Source organism: Niallia tiangongensis (assembly GCF_044704065.1).
Taxonomy (GTDB): domain Bacteria; phylum Bacillota; class Bacilli; order Bacillales; family Cytobacillaceae; genus Niallia; species Niallia tiangongensis.
In genome coordinates this window covers 1,146,253-1,162,731 of the sequence record NZ_CP162613.1, presented here as the reverse complement: position 1 = coordinate 1,162,731, position 16,479 = coordinate 1,146,253, and the positions used below count along the sequence as shown (strand labels likewise).

The window sequence follows — 16,479 nt, the reverse complement described above, 5'->3', positions numbered from 1 at the left end:
TTTTAACACGTTTTTTATTATATAACCATAGTGTAAAAAAAGCAACCTCTTTTCGACATTTTTTTTATTTTGTTCATTCTATCACTCTAAGTGTTCACTTTTTCATTGGTTTAGGGAATCTACTTTCTTTTTATACATGTTCACTTTAGCCTCCTAGATCGTCTCTGTCTACGGGGCCTTCCAATTTAGTATCTATGGAAATATCTAAGCAGATTCCCTTCCCAAAGACTTCTTTTTAAAAATACTACATCACCATTGTATTCAATTGTCTAATATTTATTATTACTTTTTTGTTTCTTTACATTTATTTTACTTTCCTTCATTTCTTCATCAACAAAAAAAGATCAGCCTTCCTTTCAAAAAGGGAATACTGATCTTTAGACAAAATTTATTTTGTAAAAATGGTTTTTCTTTCTTTCCAAGCAAAGCCTGAGATAAGCAATATGAGTGCTCCCATGATTAGTACATACGTGGTTACTGTCCCTGCAACTCCAAACTCCTGTGATAAATACCCGAGACCGATTACTGGAAGGCTCACGCCAAGATAAGTAATGACAAAGAAGGTAGAGACAATATTTCCTTTTGTTTTACTTGGGGCAACTTCATTTACTAGCGCTAAGCTTCCCGCATATGCGGGTCCATTCCCACCCCCAATAAGTACGGCAGAAATCAGCAATAATGTTAGGGATTGTGTATAAATCGTTATAACTAGAAGCACAAGCCCCACTGCAAGAAAGACATAACCGATTGAAATCAATTTCATTAATGATAGTTGTTTTAATAAAATTTGATTTAATGCTGCAGCAATTAATCCAAGTGCTACGACAATTCCTGATATCGTTAAACTAGTAACTGTTGTAAAACTAGACAGATTAGATGGGATTAAAGACATAAACATACTTATAATCGACCAAGCAACAAAAGAAGTAAAGGAAGCTAATAAGAAAGGCTTCATGATTTCTTTTGGAACAAATGGCTTCTTTAATTGAACAGGCTTCAAACCTGGTCTAATGTTTTCATTTATGAAAAAAAGTAGGATAAAGCACGGAATAATAAATAATAAATGCACATAGTAAGATAATCTTAATGGGAGTGGTGCAAAATCCCCTAGTAATCCGGAGAGAATTGGCCCAAATGCATTACCGAGTGTGACGGCAAGGGCACATATTAAGGCGGTTTTTTTCGTATTTTTCTTCTCATCAAGTTCCGTTAAAGCAGCTACCGCTACTCCATTTAAAATACCAACCGACAATCCTTGGAATAATCGACCGATAAGAAGCATTCCCAAACCATTTGCAATAGTAAAACAAAATGTTCCTATCAAGGAGAAGAAAATCCCTGGAATTAACACTTTCTTTTTCCCAATCTGATCAGATAATTGTCCGGCAATGATAATTGCTGGGATAACTGTAAAAGCATAAATTGCAAACACAAGGGTAATCATCCCCGATGTAAGTCCCCATTCCATGCGATAAAGCGAATAAAGAGAAGCTGGTATGTTCGTTCCAAATAAGGTTAAAAACAAACTGCAGGCTACCAGCCAGTAAGATAGTTTTTTGCTTAATGTTTTTTGCTCTCTTAGTACCTGAATCGTATCCGTACTTTGAATCAGCTTTTGTTGAAAAGCAGATTTATGGATAGCATCTGCATCTACTTCTACTACATCCATTAATCCCTGTAATCCAAATACGAGAGTTTGTACTTGCTTTTCTTCTGCAGAGCTAGAAATTTGTATTCTTGTTGTTGCCTCTCTTTTATATTTTTTGGTTTTTATATCTTCAATATTTACATGATGCGTTCCAAATAAGCTGGATATACGAGCCAGAACTCCCGGCTGATCGTTTACAAGCATCGAAATGCGATATGCTGAAGTCATGAGCTCTTCACTCCCTTGTTAGTTTCCATCTTCTATTTTATGATTGAATAAATATAAAGTCTATACATTTGTAAGAAAATATAACATGAATTCTTCGACAAATTATTCCATGCTGTTATCATGCGTTATTATCTGCTTTTCCTATACATAATAATCTATTATTAACTGTATTTTCAGAAAAATTTTGCATGATATTTGTATATTTTAAAGTGATACTTTTGGGAATACTAAAGAAATAACTGGAAGCATGATTAAATTGTGAACAAATTTCGAACAAACATTTTTATTGTGATTTTTTCACAAAATATTATTGACCTAATAAAGAATCAACATGATAATAACAGGGTAAGAAACATAACTACAGTGGCAAATAAGAAAACCTTGTTCAGGAGGGTTAACTATGGAAGGCGCATCTCTTTATGAAGTAGAAAAATTAGCCTTAAAAAAATTAAAAATTTATAAAAAAAGTAAGTTTCGCTTTTTTATGCGTGCCGTTGTCGCAAGTATGTTTATTGGCTTTGGTGTAATTGTTGCATTTAAAACCGGGAATTTCTTTTATGCAGTGGAATCACCGCTTGCCTATCCAATGGCAGCTTTAGTATTCGGGGCAGCAATTATTCTTATCGCCTATGGTGGTGGAGATTTATTTACAGGAAATACCTTTTATTATACTTACGCAGCACTAAGAAAAAAAATCAAATGGTCAGATGTCTTAAAAATTTGGGGAACAAGCTATGCAGGGAACATTATTGGAGCCATTTTCTTTGCCATATTTATCTTGTTAACTGGATTATTTAAGTCTCCTAGTGTAAATGACTTTTTGCTCCATGCTGCAGAAGCTAAATTGGAAGCACCAATAAGCGAGCTTTTCTTTCGAGGTATTTTATGTAACTGGCTTGTCTGTTTAGCTTTCTTTATCCCTATGTCTTTAAAAGAAGATATTGCAAAAATTACAGTCATGATTTTATTCGTGTTCTGTTTCTTTATCTCAGGCTATGAGCATAGCATTGCCAATATGGCAACATTCTCTATTTCTTATGTACTAGATCAAAACCCAGCAATTACGATTCCAGCAATTATTCGCAACTTAATTCCCGTAACATTAGGAAATTTAATAGGCGGAGTCGGATTCATGGGCGTAATGTACTATTACGTAAACAAACCATTTATGGATGAAGAATAAGAAAAATACAAAAAACCGATGCATCCCATGTGTTGTATCGGTTTTTTGGCTTGATTTTGGTATTAGTACATATGTAATTTTAATATTTAGGACTTTTTTAATGGAGTGGTAGTACGTAATATAGTTGAATTTAATGCCCCCATCACACATATAATCCAAATTTTATATTTATGATCCAAAACAAGGCACTTATGATCCAAACTTTTCATTTATGATCCAAAACAAGACCCTTATGATCCAAAATTCGCATTTATGATCCAAACCCACCCCTTCAACTAAAAAAAATCACCCCTCATAAAACACAAAAAAATTCATTTTGACTTTTTCCCAGACAAAGCGTAAATTTTAATAGTATATTCAAATAATCAGATATACAAATATTCAAAAGAAGAAGGGTTATTATGAAATGGAGTTTGGTTGACAATCGATTTGCTCACTACTCGTTTGCATCTTTAAGAAAAGATATTAATTCTGGCATCATTGTTGGTATTATTGCAATTCCTTTAGGGATGGCTTTTGCGATTGCATCAGGTGTAAAGCCTGAATATGGAATTTATACAACAATAATCGCAGGCATTCTTATTTCCTTATTAGGAGGATCTAAGTTTCAAATTGGCGGTCCCACTGGTGCTTTTATCCCTATCGTGCTTGGCATCGTACTCAGTTATGGATTTGAAAATCTGTTAATTGCGGGTTTCCTAGCTGGTATTATTTTAATTTTATTTGGCGTATTTAAACTTGGTTCCCTTATTAAATATATTCCTAGATCTGTAACCATCGGCTTTACTTCAGGAATCGCGGTAATCATTTTTACTGGCCAGATTCCCAATTTTTTAGGCATGAAGGATATAGAAAAACACGAAGCCTTTCTTAGTAATATGAGAGAAATATTCCAGCATTTCGAGACAATTAGTCCCTATAGTATTTTTACAGCTGTTATTTGCCTTGTGATCATTCTATTGTCACCCAAATTGTTTCCAAAACTTCCTGGACCATTAATGGGGTTAATTATTTCCACCATTATTGCAGCCATTTTTTATCCTAGTGAAATTGCGACTATAGATTCGATGTATGGTGGCATTCCGAATACATTACCATCCTTCCATCTTCCTGCTATAACTTGGGACAGGATTACATTATTAATTCAACCGGCTTTTGTCATTGCAATTCTTGGTGCCATTGAGTCCCTGTTATCTGCTGTTGTGGCAGATGGTATGACAAACAGCAAGCATAATAGCAATAAAGAATTAATTGGCCAAGGAATCGCTAATATGATTGCACCTTTATTTGGCGGTATTCCAGCTACAGGCGCAATTGCCCGTACTGCCACAAATATAAAGAGCGGTGCCGTTTCCCCTCTTTCTGGAATCATTCATGGTATCGTAGTCCTTGTAATTTTATTGGTTCTTGCACCTTTTGCAGGAAAAATCCCACTCGCAAGCATGGCTCCCTTATTAATGGTAGTAGCGTGGAATATGAGTGAACAAAAATCATTTCGTACAATTCTTCAAACAAAAACAGGAGATTCCCTTGTTTTAAGCGTTACTTTTCTGCTAACAGTCTTTTTCGACTTAACAACTGCAGTAGAAATAGGCTTATTTTTAGCTATTATTATCTTTACTAAACGTATGAGTGATATAATGAAAACATCTCAAGTGCTGCCTAGTCATTTGAACAAATTAGAAAAAATCGATAAAAAACGCTCGCATGGCTGTCCGCAAATTAGTATTTTCGATGTAGAGGGACCATTATTTTTTGGTGCTGCCCAAGCATTTGAACAAACCCTATTGCGCTCCATTCATCGCAAGCCTGAGATATTAATTCTTCGGATGGGAAAGGTTCCATTCATGGATTTAACTGGAGAGGCTTATTTCGCCAATATCATTCAAAGCTTTTCCAAGCATGGCAAGGTTCTAATCTGTGGAATTAATCCTCAACCAGAAAGCATCCTTCGGAAAACCGGATTATATGAAAAAATTGGAGTAAATCATTTCTTTATGCACACAGGTGAAGCGATTGACTATAGCTTACTCCTTGTAAATAAGCAGCAATGCGATGGCTGCAAACATTTTGCTTTTCAAGAATGCGAAACATTTTCCAATCAACAAGAACAGGGAATAAAGAAGAAAACAGCGATAGCTTTGAAGTAAGGTAAGAAAAGGAGGAAGGCATTTGAATTTAGATATTCAACAATTTAAAGCAGATTTTTTTAAAGCACTAGCCCATCCTTTACGAATCAAAATATTAGAAATTCTAGCACAAGGCGATAAAAGTGTGAATGAAATTCTCGAGCTTTTAGAGCTAGAAGGTTCAGCAGTGTCACAACAATTAAGTATCCTGCGCTCTAAAAATATTGTTATTGGGAACAAAGAAGGCAATCGAGTCATTTATTCTCTAAGAGACCCAGCAATCATTGAACTTCTCTCTGTTGCAAAAAAAATCTTTAACAATCATTTAATTGATACCATTACTATTTTAGATAAGGTAAATGAAATGGAAAAATGATAAAGAGCATGGAAATTATTTGTTGAAAACAATTTTCCATGCTCTTTTTATAAAAACAATATTAATGAAAATATGATTGATAATCAATGAGATAAGATCAATCCATCCTCTTCCATCTCTTCTGGTTTTTCTGCGACAATTTCTATTAATACTTTATGCGGCAAGCAAATAATGGTTTGTCCAGGCATACCCTTCCAACCCATTTTCACTCCAATCTGGTCTGGACTATTATCTTCTTTAATTCTAATTTGCTCGTTTTCCACTTCAATTAGATTATATTGTTTGCCTTTTCCTTTAATCATGAATTGCTCATTTTCCGTATGGCCAGTTAATTCTACTTCACGAATGACTTTACCGTCCTGTGTAATAATGGCGATGATTTTATTTCCTTCGTCTTCCTTACTTTGATTCATCGCAAATACAGCCATTGGGACAAATGAAATGACTAGGAGGATAACGACCATTATAATATCAAAGGATTTTATCATCTTAGAGTATTTTCTCATCGAAAACTTCCCTCTCTATCAGCTAATATACATTTTTATTATAAAGGTTTTTATAGTAGAAACATATGGATAGAGACAAATCGTCGATAAATTGCCATATGTTTAGTCAGCAGCTAAACATATAAAAGCCATCGAACTCGTTCGATAGCATACTCACAATTAAGGTTTTAGAACAACCTTAATAACTTCATCCTCATGATCATTAAACATCTGGTAGGCATTACTTGCGTCATCCAAAGAAATGCGATGTGTAATGATTTCCGTTGGATCAATTTTTCCACTCGTAATCCAATCAAATAGCATTGGCATATAATGAATAACTGGCGCCTGCCCAGTCTTTACTGTAATGTTTCGCTCAAAAATATTACCCAATGGAAACATATTATACTTCGAGCCATAAACTCCTGTTAATTGTATAGTGCCGAACTTGCGCACTGCATTCATACCAATTTCAATCGCACTAAGTGTTCCTCCTTGAAGCTTCAATTTTTGCCCGATTGCTTCCATAGGAGTTTTCTTTCCGTCCATTCCTACACAATCTATTACTACATCTGCACCACCAGAAGATAATTCCTTTATATAGTTACCTGTATCCTCATGATTATCAAAATTAACAATTTCTACTTGATTCATTTTTTGTGCATGGTTTAAGCGGTAAGGAATGTTATCGACGGTAATGACCCGCTTCGCTCCTTTCATCCAAGCAAATTTTTGGGTCATTAACCCAACAGGACCACAGCCCAATACAACAACAGTATCGCCATCCTTTACCCCTGAATTTTCAACACTCCAATAAGCAGTTGGAAGAACATCAGACATAAATAACAGGGCTTCATCCTCTAATTCACAGGACTCTGGGATAACAAAGGGCACAAAATTCCCGTATGGGACACGTAATAATTCAGCTTGTCCTCCTTGATAATCACCATATCGCTCTGTAAAACCAAAATAGGCTCCAGTATCGGCAATATCCTTATTTGGATTCGCATTATCACACTGACTTTCCATATCATGCTCACAATAGTAGCAATGTCCACAAGAAATATTAAACGGTAGAACTACGCGATCTCCTTTTTTAACTCTCGTTACTTCCGGACCTACCTCTTCTACAATCCCCATTGGCTCATGTCCGATTACATAGTCTTTTTCAGTAGGTAAAGCTCCTTGATATATATGTAAATCTGAACCACAAATAGCTGTTGAGGTAATTCGCACAACTATATCGTCTTTCTTTTGGAGCTTTGCATCTTCCACTTGTTTAACTTGAACATCCTTTGTTCCTTGAAAAGTGACAGCTTTCATTTGCACACTCCTCCTGTTTTTTAAATTGTTTACCTATACCAATCTGAACGCACACAGCAAACATCCAAATATTTCCGGATAATCCTTATTATCTTTACATATTCTAAACAAGAAAATTACAATTCTGACATCAACATCAAAAAATTACCCTTTACTATACAAAGTATGTTTTACAAATATCTACAATTTATGAGGAGGAGAAAATGAAGAATACATTCACAAAAACGATTAGTGCTTTATCAGTTACATGCTTACTTGGATTGTCTAACTATGTCGCTGCACCATCATCTGTAAGCGCTGCAACCTTTTCAGATTCAATCAATGTTAGTAAAATTGCCTCTTACAGTACTGGCTTATCAGATAAAGATGGTGGTGTAGCGGAAATCGTAAAGTATAACCCAGAAATTCATAAATTCTACGTTATTAATGGAAAGCTACAAACAATCGATATTGTAGATTTATCATCTTTAGAATCCAATACACTTCAACATTTGTCCAAAGAGAAATCTATTAATATAGCAGAACTACTTAACAGTGATAGCTTTCAATATGGGGATTTAACTAGCATTGACATTAATACGGAGAAACAAATTGTCGCAGCTACAGTTCAAGATGAAAATTATTCCCAAAATGGACGTATCGTTATCATGGATTATGATGGGAATATTCTACATACATTTGAAGCTGGGATTCAGCCTGATAATGTCGTTATATCAAAAGACGGCAACTATATTCTATCTGCAAATGAAGGAGAACCAAGATTAGGCTTAGAAAACGGTGTTGATCCAGAAGGCTCTGTTACAATCATTAACTATGAAACGAAACAAGCAAATACCATTCTATTTGATGATACTACTGTAATAGACTCAGATGTACATATCCGAAACAATGGTACTTTAGCTGATGCAGTTCGTGATTTAGAACCTGAATATATCGGACTTACCACAGATGGAAAAACAGCATTCGTTTCTCTCCAAGAAAATAATGCCATCGCAAGAATTAATGTAGAAACAGGTAAAGTTCTTTCTGTAAAGTCATTAGGATTCAAAGATCATTCATTACCGGAAAATGGTTTGGATGCAGCAAGAAACGATAAAATTGAAGTCGAATCCTTGCCAATATTAGGCGTGTATATGCCAGATTCGATTGAGGTAGTTGAAAAGGATGGCATTACTTATTTATTGACAGCAAATGAAGGCGATGCAACAGAATGGGAAGAATTTGTTAACATAGAAGATTTCAAAAAGGTCAAAGATTCAATCCAACTAGATTCTTCTCTATTTAAAGGATTTACTATAGAAGAGGCAGAAGCAGCATTTGAACAGATGAAAAACTCTGGTGATTATGACAAATTAGAAGTACTGACAGACCGCGGAAACGATGCAATCTATACTCTAGGTGGACGGTCTTTCTCGATTTGGAATGCTGACACAATGGAACTAGTATTTGATAGTGGAAGTGAATTCGAAAAGATTACAGCAGAGCGATATCCAGACTACTTCAACTGGTCAAACGATGATGATGTATTTGAAAAAAGAAGTGCCAAAAAAGGCCCTGAACCAGAAGAGGTAAAAGTAGGTACTATTGGCAACGAGCTTTATGCATTTATTGGCTTAGAACGTATTAGTGGTGTCATGACGTACAATATCACAAATCCATCAAATGCAACATTCGCTAATTATATTAATACAAGAGATTTTTCAAATGCTATCAGTGGTGACGTTAGTCCAGAAGGCCTTGCCTTTATTCCGGCAGAAGAAAGCCCCACTAAGAAACCATTGGTATTAGTTGGGAATGAAGTGAGTGGTACGGTTGCTGTTAATGAATACCAAGTTGATCCTTTGATTCCAATCGAGTCGATTGAACTGAATCAAACAACTATCAGCATAGAAGTTGGACAGACCTTCCAGTTAGAAGCATCCATTCTGCCAGAGAATACTACGGATAGCAAAGAACTAATTTGGACTAGCTCTAATACAGATGTCGCTACCGTAAATGCAGATGGGTTAGTAACTGGAAGAGCAAAAGGATCAGCATCTATACTAGTAGAAACAAAAGATACCAAAAATCGAATCGAAGCAAGTATTACTATAAACGAGAAACAAGTAGCTGAAGAAGAAACACCAGTAGATACACCTGACGACAACAATATGGAAGAATTGCCAGCTGAATCAATAGATGAAGATGAGGGAAATTCGGAAGTCGTACCAGGTAAGAATAATGAAAATGTTGCAGACGATGCGATAAATTCCCCTGAAGATTCCCAAGGTAATGACGCTACTAATGATTCTTTAGAGGTTCAAGCAACAGGAAACCGACTACCTGATACAGCAACAACTAATTATTCCCTCTTACTGTTTGGATTCTTATTATTAATACTTGGTGGAGGTAGTTATCTTCTTATTTATCGCCATGAAAAAGGATAACTATTAAGAAAAACGAATGGTATCCGTTTAGGTAGAGAAACACTTCCTTTCATCCATAAGAAAAGTGTCAAAAACTCTTTAAAGAGTTTTTGGCACTTTTTAATTTATTATAAATGGTAAGGTTCTCATAGCTAAAACCTGCCCGACCGAAAAATCGAGTAAATAAGCCAAGCAACCATTAGCATTGCAATCGAAAAACCGATTTCAATAATCGGAAATTTCCAGAGAACCGTTTGTACCCCACTGAGAGCAACTCCAATAATCAAACCAACCATAACAATACTTAAAGCAAGTAAAACAATGCTAAAAGCTATCTGGTTACTAAATCGATCCATCTTTTTGATTAATAAGTCCAATTGTGGTGATGTAAATTCTACCTCTACTTTTCCTTTTCGAATGATTCCCATAAACTGTTTAACTGTCAATGGAATGTCTTTTATAGAAGCGAAATACTCTGGTATTTCCTCTGCTACGCTTTTGACTATTTTCCAAGGCTTAAGCTTGTCTAAAAACAGCTTTCTTCCAAAAGGCTCAGCAACATCAAATACACTGAAACTAGGGTCTAAGGAAACGACAACCCCTTCCATTGTCATTAACGATTTTCCTAAAAGCGTTAGCTCGGATGGAATTCTAATATTATGACGAAATGCAATGATAAATAAATCATTAATCACTTCCCCAACGCTCACTTCCTTTAAGGGAATATCGTAATATTTATCGCGCATTTCTTCCACATCTGCCGTTAATTTTTTTATATCAACATTCTCTGGAATCATTCCTAAATCAGATATAGCTCGAATGATTCCTTTTGTGCTTTTATTTCGAAGAGCAATTACGAAGGAAGTAAAATTCTTTTTCGTATAGGAAGAAAGCTGCCCCACCATTCCAAAATCTAATAAAACGATTCTTCCATCCTGCAAAGCTAGTACATTTCCCGGATGAGGATCTGCATGAAAATGGCCAACTTCTAAAATTTGATAGAAAATAGTATAGGCTAATCTTTCAGCCAATAATTCACGATCAATCCCTGCCTCATCTAGGCGCTGATGATCGGATAGCTTTATTCCCTCTATATAATCCATCGTCAACACTTTCTTTGTGGAATAATCCCAATAAACAGAGGGAATGACAACATACCCTAAAGCTTTATTATGCTCGAAAAAGCGCTCCATATTTCTTGCTTCTATTCCATAATTTAATTCTGTAAGCAGCCCTTTTGCTAGTTCATCCACTATTTCCCGAAGATGATATTGCTTCGCCCAAGCCCAAGTATTTTCCGCAATACGAGCTAAATCAGCGATAATTTCTAAATCCGTCTCAATCAAGGCATAAATATTAGGACGTTGAATCTTTACAGCAACCTTTGTGCCATCTTGAAGAATTGCTTTATGCACTTGACCAATGGAAGCTGCTGCTATTGGAGTTTCAGAAAATTGCCGGAACAGATTATCAATGGAATTTCCTAATTCTTCTTCTAATATCTGAACAGCCTCATCATAGGTAAACTGCGGAACTTGATCTTGCAACTCCTTAAGCTCATTTATTATTTCTGGGGGAATCAAATCTGGACGTGTGCTGGCAATTTGCCCAAGCTTAATAAAGGTCGTTCCCAATTCTTCTAGAACTAAGCGTATGCGACGTCCCGTACTTTTTGGAGGATGTTCTTTATGAAAAAAAAACTTCTCCTCTAATCCTATTTTATTGGAAAAAAAGCCTATTCCGTTTCGGGCGAGAATAGACGTAATTTTCCGATATCGTTTCATCTGTCTAATACGTTTACTTACACCCATTTACAAACCCACTTTATTCGTCGAGATTTTTTCTTTCTAATGCCTCTATTCTTTTTTCTAATTTCTTCACATCTTCTAAAGTGGCTAACTTCAATTCTCCATATGCCGCATTAACCTTTTCTTTCGCAACTGCTTCCAGCTGGCTCTTCATTTCCTCTCCCTTTTGAATCAAATGATTGATTAAATCCTTTGACTCATTTTTGCTTACCTCTCCTTTTTTAACTAACTCTTCCACTGTTTTCTCTACTTGTTCTTTACCTGCAATCGCTAAACCTAAACCTAAGGAAAGTGCTTTTTCAATTGTTGTTCTCATCCTCCGAAAACCTCCTTATATTCTTTCTAGAATAATTCATTTTCCCTTAGACTACTTTTCTATTTGTGATTAAAGTAATCCAAATAAAGCGTAAAGTCAAATCATACGAGAGTAGTTTCTCCACTAGTGCCAACATATTTATGATATGCTTAGATATATAAATAATGGTGTTTTTTTATATTGGAGGGGTTTTAATTTGGAGGAAAAAAGAAAATTATATCTTGAACTAGTATTTGGTTCCATCGGGATGCTTATAGTGTTCCTATTTATCGCAAATGCTCTCTTTTCCGATTATCGTCCATTTTCCATATCAATTCTTATTTTAGGAATAACCTTCATGAACGGCTATATTTTCTTTCTAGAAAAAAAGCTGGCCTAAGCAATAAAGTAATCTGGACACAGTCATTGATTCTTGTTTTCATTGTAATTAGCTATCTTATTCTTAACTATTAATTCCAATCAGCTATTTATTAAAAAATACTCCCATTTTTATTTATTTCCCTGTATGATAAAAAATGCGCAAAACATCTTAACTACTTTTGTCCTATAAATAAGTGCTTTTTTTGAATTTAACTACTATAATTACTGTATTTTTCTTAAAAAGGTAAACAATTGAATGCTCTGAAACTCGCTTGAGTTTTAAAATCTTTATACAGTTATAATTTGCTAGTTTTCTAGAAATAAAGAATGGAGTAAATAAATGAGTCCATCTATTCAATTCATATCTCAGTATGGTTATATTGCCATATTCGTTCTTTTTGCATTAAGCGGTCTTGGTATTCCTGTACCAGATGAAGCCTTATTAACCTTTGTAGGCTATCTTACCTCCATATCCATGATGAATTTTCTTCTTGCAGATATCATTTGCTTTATTGGTGCTCTTAGTGCCATGGTCATTAATTACACATTAGGCAGGAAAATAGGAAAACCATTTCTGCTCACACACGGAAAATGGGTAAAGCTTACCCCTGCAAAATTAGAACGAGTTGAAAAATGGTTCGATCAATATGGTCCCTGGACGATTGTCATTGCTAATTTCATCCCAGGTGTCAGAAGATTAACCTCCTCCTTTTCAGGCGTTTCTGGCATGAATCTATCAAAATATACCTTTTTTGCCGCTATTGGTTACTGTATAGGAGTGCTTCCTTTTTAAAATGGAATACACTCCTTTTTGTTGTTTTTTTTATAACTAGAACAAAATCTTTTTTATATGCTAATTAAGTAGATCTATAATTCAACTATTCATACATATGAGCCATAATTCCAATATATAATCCAAACTCTTCTACATATGAGCCATAATTCCAATATATGAGCCAAACTCCAATTACGCCCATTAATTCCTCACTCTAAAACAAAAAAGAGCAGCCCCCCTATATAGGACTACCCATTTCCATTAAATACAGCTTAAACAAATAAATCCGATGATAAATAGCGCTCCCCTGTATCTGGTGCTAAGCAAAGCACTTTAGCTGTCAGGGGAAGTTCCTTTGCAATCTCCACAGCAAAATGTGCACTTGAAGCACCGGATGCTCCTACAAAAATGCCTTCTTCCGCTGCAAGACGTCTTGCCATGACTTCCGCATCAGGATCTTTAATCAGTAACACTTCATCAAAAATGTCACGATTCAAGATTTTAGGAATAAATCCTGGGCCAGTCCCTGGAATTTTGTGTGGTCCTGGTTTCCCACCTGATAATACTGGAGAACCAAATGGCTCTACTACATATATTTTTATACCCGGAATCAATTTCTTTAATTCTTCTCCGACACCAGTAACGGTTCCACCTGTACCAGCAGTTAATACAAGTGCATCTAACTTGCCTTCAAAAGCTTCATAAATTTCTACAGCTGTTGTTCCACGATGAGCATCAGCATTGGCCGGATTTTCAAATTGCATTGGAATGAAGCTATCAGCAATATCACTAGCTAAACGATTCGCTTCATCAATCGCTCCTTGCATGCGTCTGCTTCCCGGTGTTAAATAAACCTCTGCCCCATATGCTTTTAAAATTTGTACTCGCTCTTTTGTTGCATTATCTGGCATCGTAATAATGCAATGGTAGCCTTTCACCGCTGCTACCATTGCAATTCCTATCCCTGTATTTCCTGATGTCGGCTCAATAATGGTGCTTTTTCCTGGAATAAGCTTTCCTTCTTTTTCAGCACTTTCGATCATATTTAAAGCAGCACGGTCTTTAACACTACCACCAGGATTAAAAGATTCTAGCTTTATATACACTTCCGCCCCAGTTTTTTCGGGGATTCGATTTAGTTGAACAGTTGGGGTATTTCCTATTAATTCAAGTACAGATTTGTAAAGCTTCATTTCTATATTCCTCCTATAATTTCCGAGCATATTCTTCAATCATACTGCTCATTTCTTCCACCCTAGATGTTACTTTTTCTGCATAAGTAAAATCACCATAGCAATATGGGTATCTAAAATTGAACTTGTCATTATTACATGTATAAAGCGTTGGTGATCGTTCCACCATATATTCTGAATAGGTCTTTGCCGTTTCCTCACTATGTTCGACTTGATTGTTACTGACAATAAAGTCAATATAACCTGGTCCCATATTATAGCTCTGAATAATTGCCTCAAGGTCGACCCCTTGTTTCTCGCCATACTTGTACATTTCAGCAAAATGAAAAACTCCTTGCTTTATACTTTCTGAAGGGTCTTCAATTGCATTTCTTTTAAGACCTGCTGATTCAGAGGATTGCATCGGATCATTTCCTTTTCCATGACTTTCTTGATCCATGATTGCAAGTAAAATTGGTGCTAGCTCCTCTGCGTTTAACTCATTTGATTCTAGCTCATTTGAAATTTCCGGTAAGTATTTCAATAATCTTTGTTCATTATTTTGTTTGATCGTACTATTAGTAAATAAATAGCCAAAATATATAACCATTATTAAGACAATAATTGTGTTCGTTGCAGATTTTCTTTTTTTCTTCATTCCAATCCCTCGTTGACGCTTAAAAATCAATTAAACGTTTCCTGATTTTTTACCGTTGCCGATACATTTATTAATTATACAAGAAACAATAGCGAATTTCATTCCTTGCGAAAGAGAACTTTTCCAAATTCCCTTTAAATTGCTCTTTTCAAAAGCAAAAAAGACTTAGCTAATCCAACAAGAACTGGGCTAGCCAAGTCTAAATACTTTTCGCGAATTCACATTTTTACATCGTTCCCATTAATCCTGAGGCGATTCCTAAACAGCAGGCTTTCCTGCTTCAATAAGTACTTTGTCTCTTCCTAAGAAAATGGACAAGACAATGATAAACGCTCCAGTTCCTATTAATAGCCATTCTATTTCAATGAAATCTGCAATTGGGCCAAATATTAGCATTCCAATCGGCATCATAGAGGTAGAAATCATCCCCATTACGCCGAAAACTCTTCCTAAAAACCCCTCTTCTATTTTCTCCTGTAATAACACAGTTGTTGGCGTATTAAAGATTGGCATAGCCAAACCAAATAGTGCCATGAAAACTAAATAGATCCAAAACAAAGGAATAATCCCGAGTGCAAACGTACAAACTCCCATAATGATGCTCGCAAGTGTCATTGTTTTTATTTTATTCTCAAAGCCACCCCATGATGCGATGACTCCTCCCCCTACCATCATTCCAATCGAAAAGGCAATCTCAATGGCAGTTAATCGCCAGACATCATCTCCAAAGCTGCGAGTAACCTGCAATGGAGTTAGGAATGCTGCAGGTGCCATTAGCACGAAGAAAATCGCAAAGAAGAAAAAGAATTTTTTCAAAAAGGCATGATTATTTACATACTTCAGTCCTTCTTTAAAATCACTAAAATAACTAGTTGATTGTGCTTCCGTCGCCCTTTGATGAGCTGGAATCTTTAAAAAGGCAAGCAAAGTAAAGATAGCAATGGCTGCTGTTACAACATCAATGAAAAAGATCGTCTCAAGGGATGCAAAGGTTAATAAAGCAGCACTAACCATCGGTGATATGAACATTATAATCGCTTGGATACTACCATTAACACCATTAACCTTTGTCAGCTTATCCTTTGGAACAATTTGTGGCAATATCGCACCAACAGATGGTGTTTGAATCCCTGTTCCAAATGCTCGAACTGCTGCCATTACAAAAAGCAGCCAAATCGGATCATATCCCATTAAAAAGAGAATAGCCAATATCAATGTAGCAAATGCAATAAGACCATCTGATAACATAATCAGCAGTTTCCGATTATAGCGATCTGCCCAAACACCAGCTACTGGCGACAAAATAAAGGTCGGAAGAAATCCACAAAGAATATATAACGTCATCATTAAGCCAGATTCTGTCGTTAACGTTATATGCCACATAATCGCATATTGTACAAGCGACGATCCAAACAAGGATATCGTCTGGCTACTAAGAAATAACACGATATTCCGATACCAATTTTCTTTTTTATTATTAACTGTACTCATCCATAAACCTCACATTCATTTTTTGATTAGTTAGAATAAGTCTATCTATATCTTAAAAGCGCAGAAAAAAAGAGCGAAGACTTGGTTTCTTCCCTCTTTTTATTAACCATATATTCAGGTTT

General features: G+C 35.6%; 14 protein-coding genes. 6 read left to right on the top strand and 8 right to left on the bottom strand.

The window, feature by feature from the left end; genetic code table 11:
- Window positions 1-388: 388 nt before the first annotated feature.
- The gene (locus tag AB3U99_RS05610) at window positions 389-1,876 is read right to left on the bottom strand and encodes an MFS transporter (RefSeq protein ID WP_400246180.1); all 1,488 of its coding nucleotides are present in this window, start codon (window positions 1,874-1,876) and stop codon (window positions 389-391) included.
- 400 nt (window positions 1,877-2,276) lie between these two features.
- Between AB3U99_RS05610 and AB3U99_RS05605 the strand changes: the two genes are divergently transcribed.
- From AB3U99_RS05605 to AB3U99_RS05595, 3 genes are all read left to right on the top strand, one after another.
- Complete coding sequence (locus AB3U99_RS05605) at window positions 2,277-3,059, top strand: formate/nitrite transporter family protein (RefSeq protein WP_400246178.1); 783 nt, start codon at window positions 2,277-2,279, stop codon at window positions 3,057-3,059.
- 401 nt (window positions 3,060-3,460) lie between these two features.
- Complete coding sequence (locus AB3U99_RS05600) at window positions 3,461-5,209, top strand: SulP family inorganic anion transporter (protein WP_400246176.1); 1,749 nt, start codon at window positions 3,461-3,463, stop codon at window positions 5,207-5,209.
- Window positions 5,210-5,231: 22 nt separating this feature from the next.
- Window positions 5,232-5,564: an ArsR/SmtB family transcription factor gene (locus tag AB3U99_RS05595; protein ID WP_400246174.1), complete on the top strand. Its 333-nt coding sequence runs from the start codon at window positions 5,232-5,234 to the stop codon at window positions 5,562-5,564.
- A gap of 83 nt (window positions 5,565-5,647) precedes the next feature.
- Here AB3U99_RS05595 and AB3U99_RS05590 read toward each other — a convergent pair whose 3' ends face one another.
- Together AB3U99_RS05590 and AB3U99_RS05585 are read right to left on the bottom strand one after the other, a co-directional pair.
- Complete coding sequence (locus AB3U99_RS05590) at window positions 5,648-6,070, bottom strand: NusG domain II-containing protein (RefSeq protein ID WP_400246172.1); 423 nt, start codon at window positions 6,068-6,070, stop codon at window positions 5,648-5,650.
- Window positions 6,071-6,229: 159 nt separating this feature from the next.
- Window positions 6,230-7,372 carry a zinc-dependent alcohol dehydrogenase gene (locus AB3U99_RS05585; protein ID WP_400246170.1) on the bottom strand — a complete coding sequence of 381 codons (1,143 nt, stop codon included), beginning with the start codon at window positions 7,370-7,372 and terminating at the stop codon, window positions 6,230-6,232.
- Between the two features lie 203 nt (window positions 7,373-7,575).
- On the opposite strand from AB3U99_RS05585, the gene AB3U99_RS05580 reads away from it, so the two are divergent.
- Window positions 7,576-9,798 (top strand): choice-of-anchor I family protein, encoded by a 2,223-nt coding sequence (locus AB3U99_RS05580; protein ID WP_400246169.1) that lies wholly within the window; start codon window positions 7,576-7,578, stop codon window positions 9,796-9,798.
- 131 nt (window positions 9,799-9,929) lie between these two features.
- Here AB3U99_RS05580 and AB3U99_RS05575 read toward each other — a convergent pair whose 3' ends face one another.
- Together AB3U99_RS05575 and AB3U99_RS05570 are read right to left on the bottom strand one after the other, a co-directional pair.
- On the bottom strand, window positions 9,930-11,588 hold the full coding sequence (locus tag AB3U99_RS05575) for an ABC1 kinase family protein (RefSeq protein WP_400246167.1): 1,659 nt from the start codon (window positions 11,586-11,588) through the stop codon (window positions 9,930-9,932).
- A gap of 13 nt (window positions 11,589-11,601) precedes the next feature.
- Window positions 11,602-11,901 carry a phasin family protein gene (locus tag AB3U99_RS05570; RefSeq protein ID WP_400246166.1) on the bottom strand — a complete coding sequence of 100 codons (300 nt, stop codon included), beginning with the start codon at window positions 11,899-11,901 and terminating at the stop codon, window positions 11,602-11,604.
- A 196-nt stretch (window positions 11,902-12,097) separates the two neighbouring features.
- On the opposite strand from AB3U99_RS05570, the gene AB3U99_RS05565 reads away from it, so the two are divergent.
- A complete protein-coding gene (locus AB3U99_RS05565; RefSeq protein WP_400246164.1) occupies window positions 12,098-12,280 on the top strand; it encodes a hypothetical protein in 183 nt (60 codons plus the stop codon).
- A 321-nt stretch (window positions 12,281-12,601) separates the two neighbouring features.
- On the top strand, window positions 12,602-13,054 hold the full coding sequence (locus AB3U99_RS05560) for a DedA family protein (RefSeq protein ID WP_400246162.1): 453 nt from the start codon (window positions 12,602-12,604) through the stop codon (window positions 13,052-13,054).
- A 254-nt stretch (window positions 13,055-13,308) separates the two neighbouring features.
- Here AB3U99_RS05560 and cysK read toward each other — a convergent pair whose 3' ends face one another.
- The 3 genes from cysK to AB3U99_RS05545 all read right to left on the bottom strand — a co-directional run bounded on the left by cysK (window position 13,309) and on the right by AB3U99_RS05545 (window position 16,357).
- Window positions 13,309-14,229 (bottom strand): cysteine synthase A, encoded by a 921-nt coding sequence (gene cysK, locus AB3U99_RS05555; RefSeq protein WP_400246160.1) that lies wholly within the window; start codon window positions 14,227-14,229, stop codon window positions 13,309-13,311.
- Between the two features lie 13 nt (window positions 14,230-14,242).
- Window positions 14,243-14,866, bottom strand: a complete 624-nt coding sequence (locus AB3U99_RS05550; protein WP_400246158.1) for a lysozyme family protein — start codon at window positions 14,864-14,866, stop codon at window positions 14,243-14,245.
- A 258-nt stretch (window positions 14,867-15,124) separates the two neighbouring features.
- Entirely contained in the window at window positions 15,125-16,357 is a 1,233-nt protein-coding gene (locus AB3U99_RS05545) for an MFS transporter (RefSeq protein ID WP_400246157.1), read from the bottom strand.
- Window positions 16,358-16,479: the final 122 nt, after the last annotated feature.

Excerpts from the sequence above, each read along its gene's own strand:
- AB3U99_RS05590 (WP_400246172.1), bottom strand. The coding sequence starts at position 6,070 with ATGAGAAAATACTCTAAGATGATAAAATCCTTTGATATTATAATGGTC.
- AB3U99_RS05560 (WP_400246162.1), top strand. The coding sequence starts at position 12,602 with ATGAGTCCATCTATTCAATTCATATCTCAGTATGGTTATATTGCCATA.
- AB3U99_RS05605 (WP_400246178.1), top strand. The coding sequence starts at position 2,277 with ATGGAAGGCGCATCTCTTTATGAAGTAGAAAAATTAGCCTTAAAAAAA.
- AB3U99_RS05570 (WP_400246166.1), bottom strand. The coding sequence starts at position 11,901 with ATGAGAACAACAATTGAAAAAGCACTTTCCTTAGGTTTAGGTTTAGCG.
- AB3U99_RS05580 (WP_400246169.1), top strand. The coding sequence starts at position 7,576 with ATGAAGAATACATTCACAAAAACGATTAGTGCTTTATCAGTTACATGC.
- AB3U99_RS05575 (WP_400246167.1), bottom strand. The coding sequence starts at position 11,588 with ATGGGTGTAAGTAAACGTATTAGACAGATGAAACGATATCGGAAAATT.
- AB3U99_RS05550 (WP_400246158.1), bottom strand. The coding sequence starts at position 14,866 with ATGAAGAAAAAAAGAAAATCTGCAACGAACACAATTATTGTCTTAATA.
- AB3U99_RS05600 (WP_400246176.1), top strand. The coding sequence starts at position 3,461 with ATGAAATGGAGTTTGGTTGACAATCGATTTGCTCACTACTCGTTTGCA.
- AB3U99_RS05585 (WP_400246170.1), bottom strand. The coding sequence starts at position 7,372 with ATGAAAGCTGTCACTTTTCAAGGAACAAAGGATGTTCAAGTTAAACAA.
- AB3U99_RS05610 (WP_400246180.1), bottom strand. The coding sequence starts at position 1,876 with ATGACTTCAGCATATCGCATTTCGATGCTTGTAAACGATCAGCCGGGA.
- AB3U99_RS05545 (WP_400246157.1), bottom strand. The coding sequence starts at position 16,357 with ATGAGTACAGTTAATAATAAAAAAGAAAATTGGTATCGGAATATCGTG.
- cysK (WP_400246160.1), bottom strand. The coding sequence starts at position 14,229 with ATGAAGCTTTACAAATCTGTACTTGAATTAATAGGAAATACCCCAACT.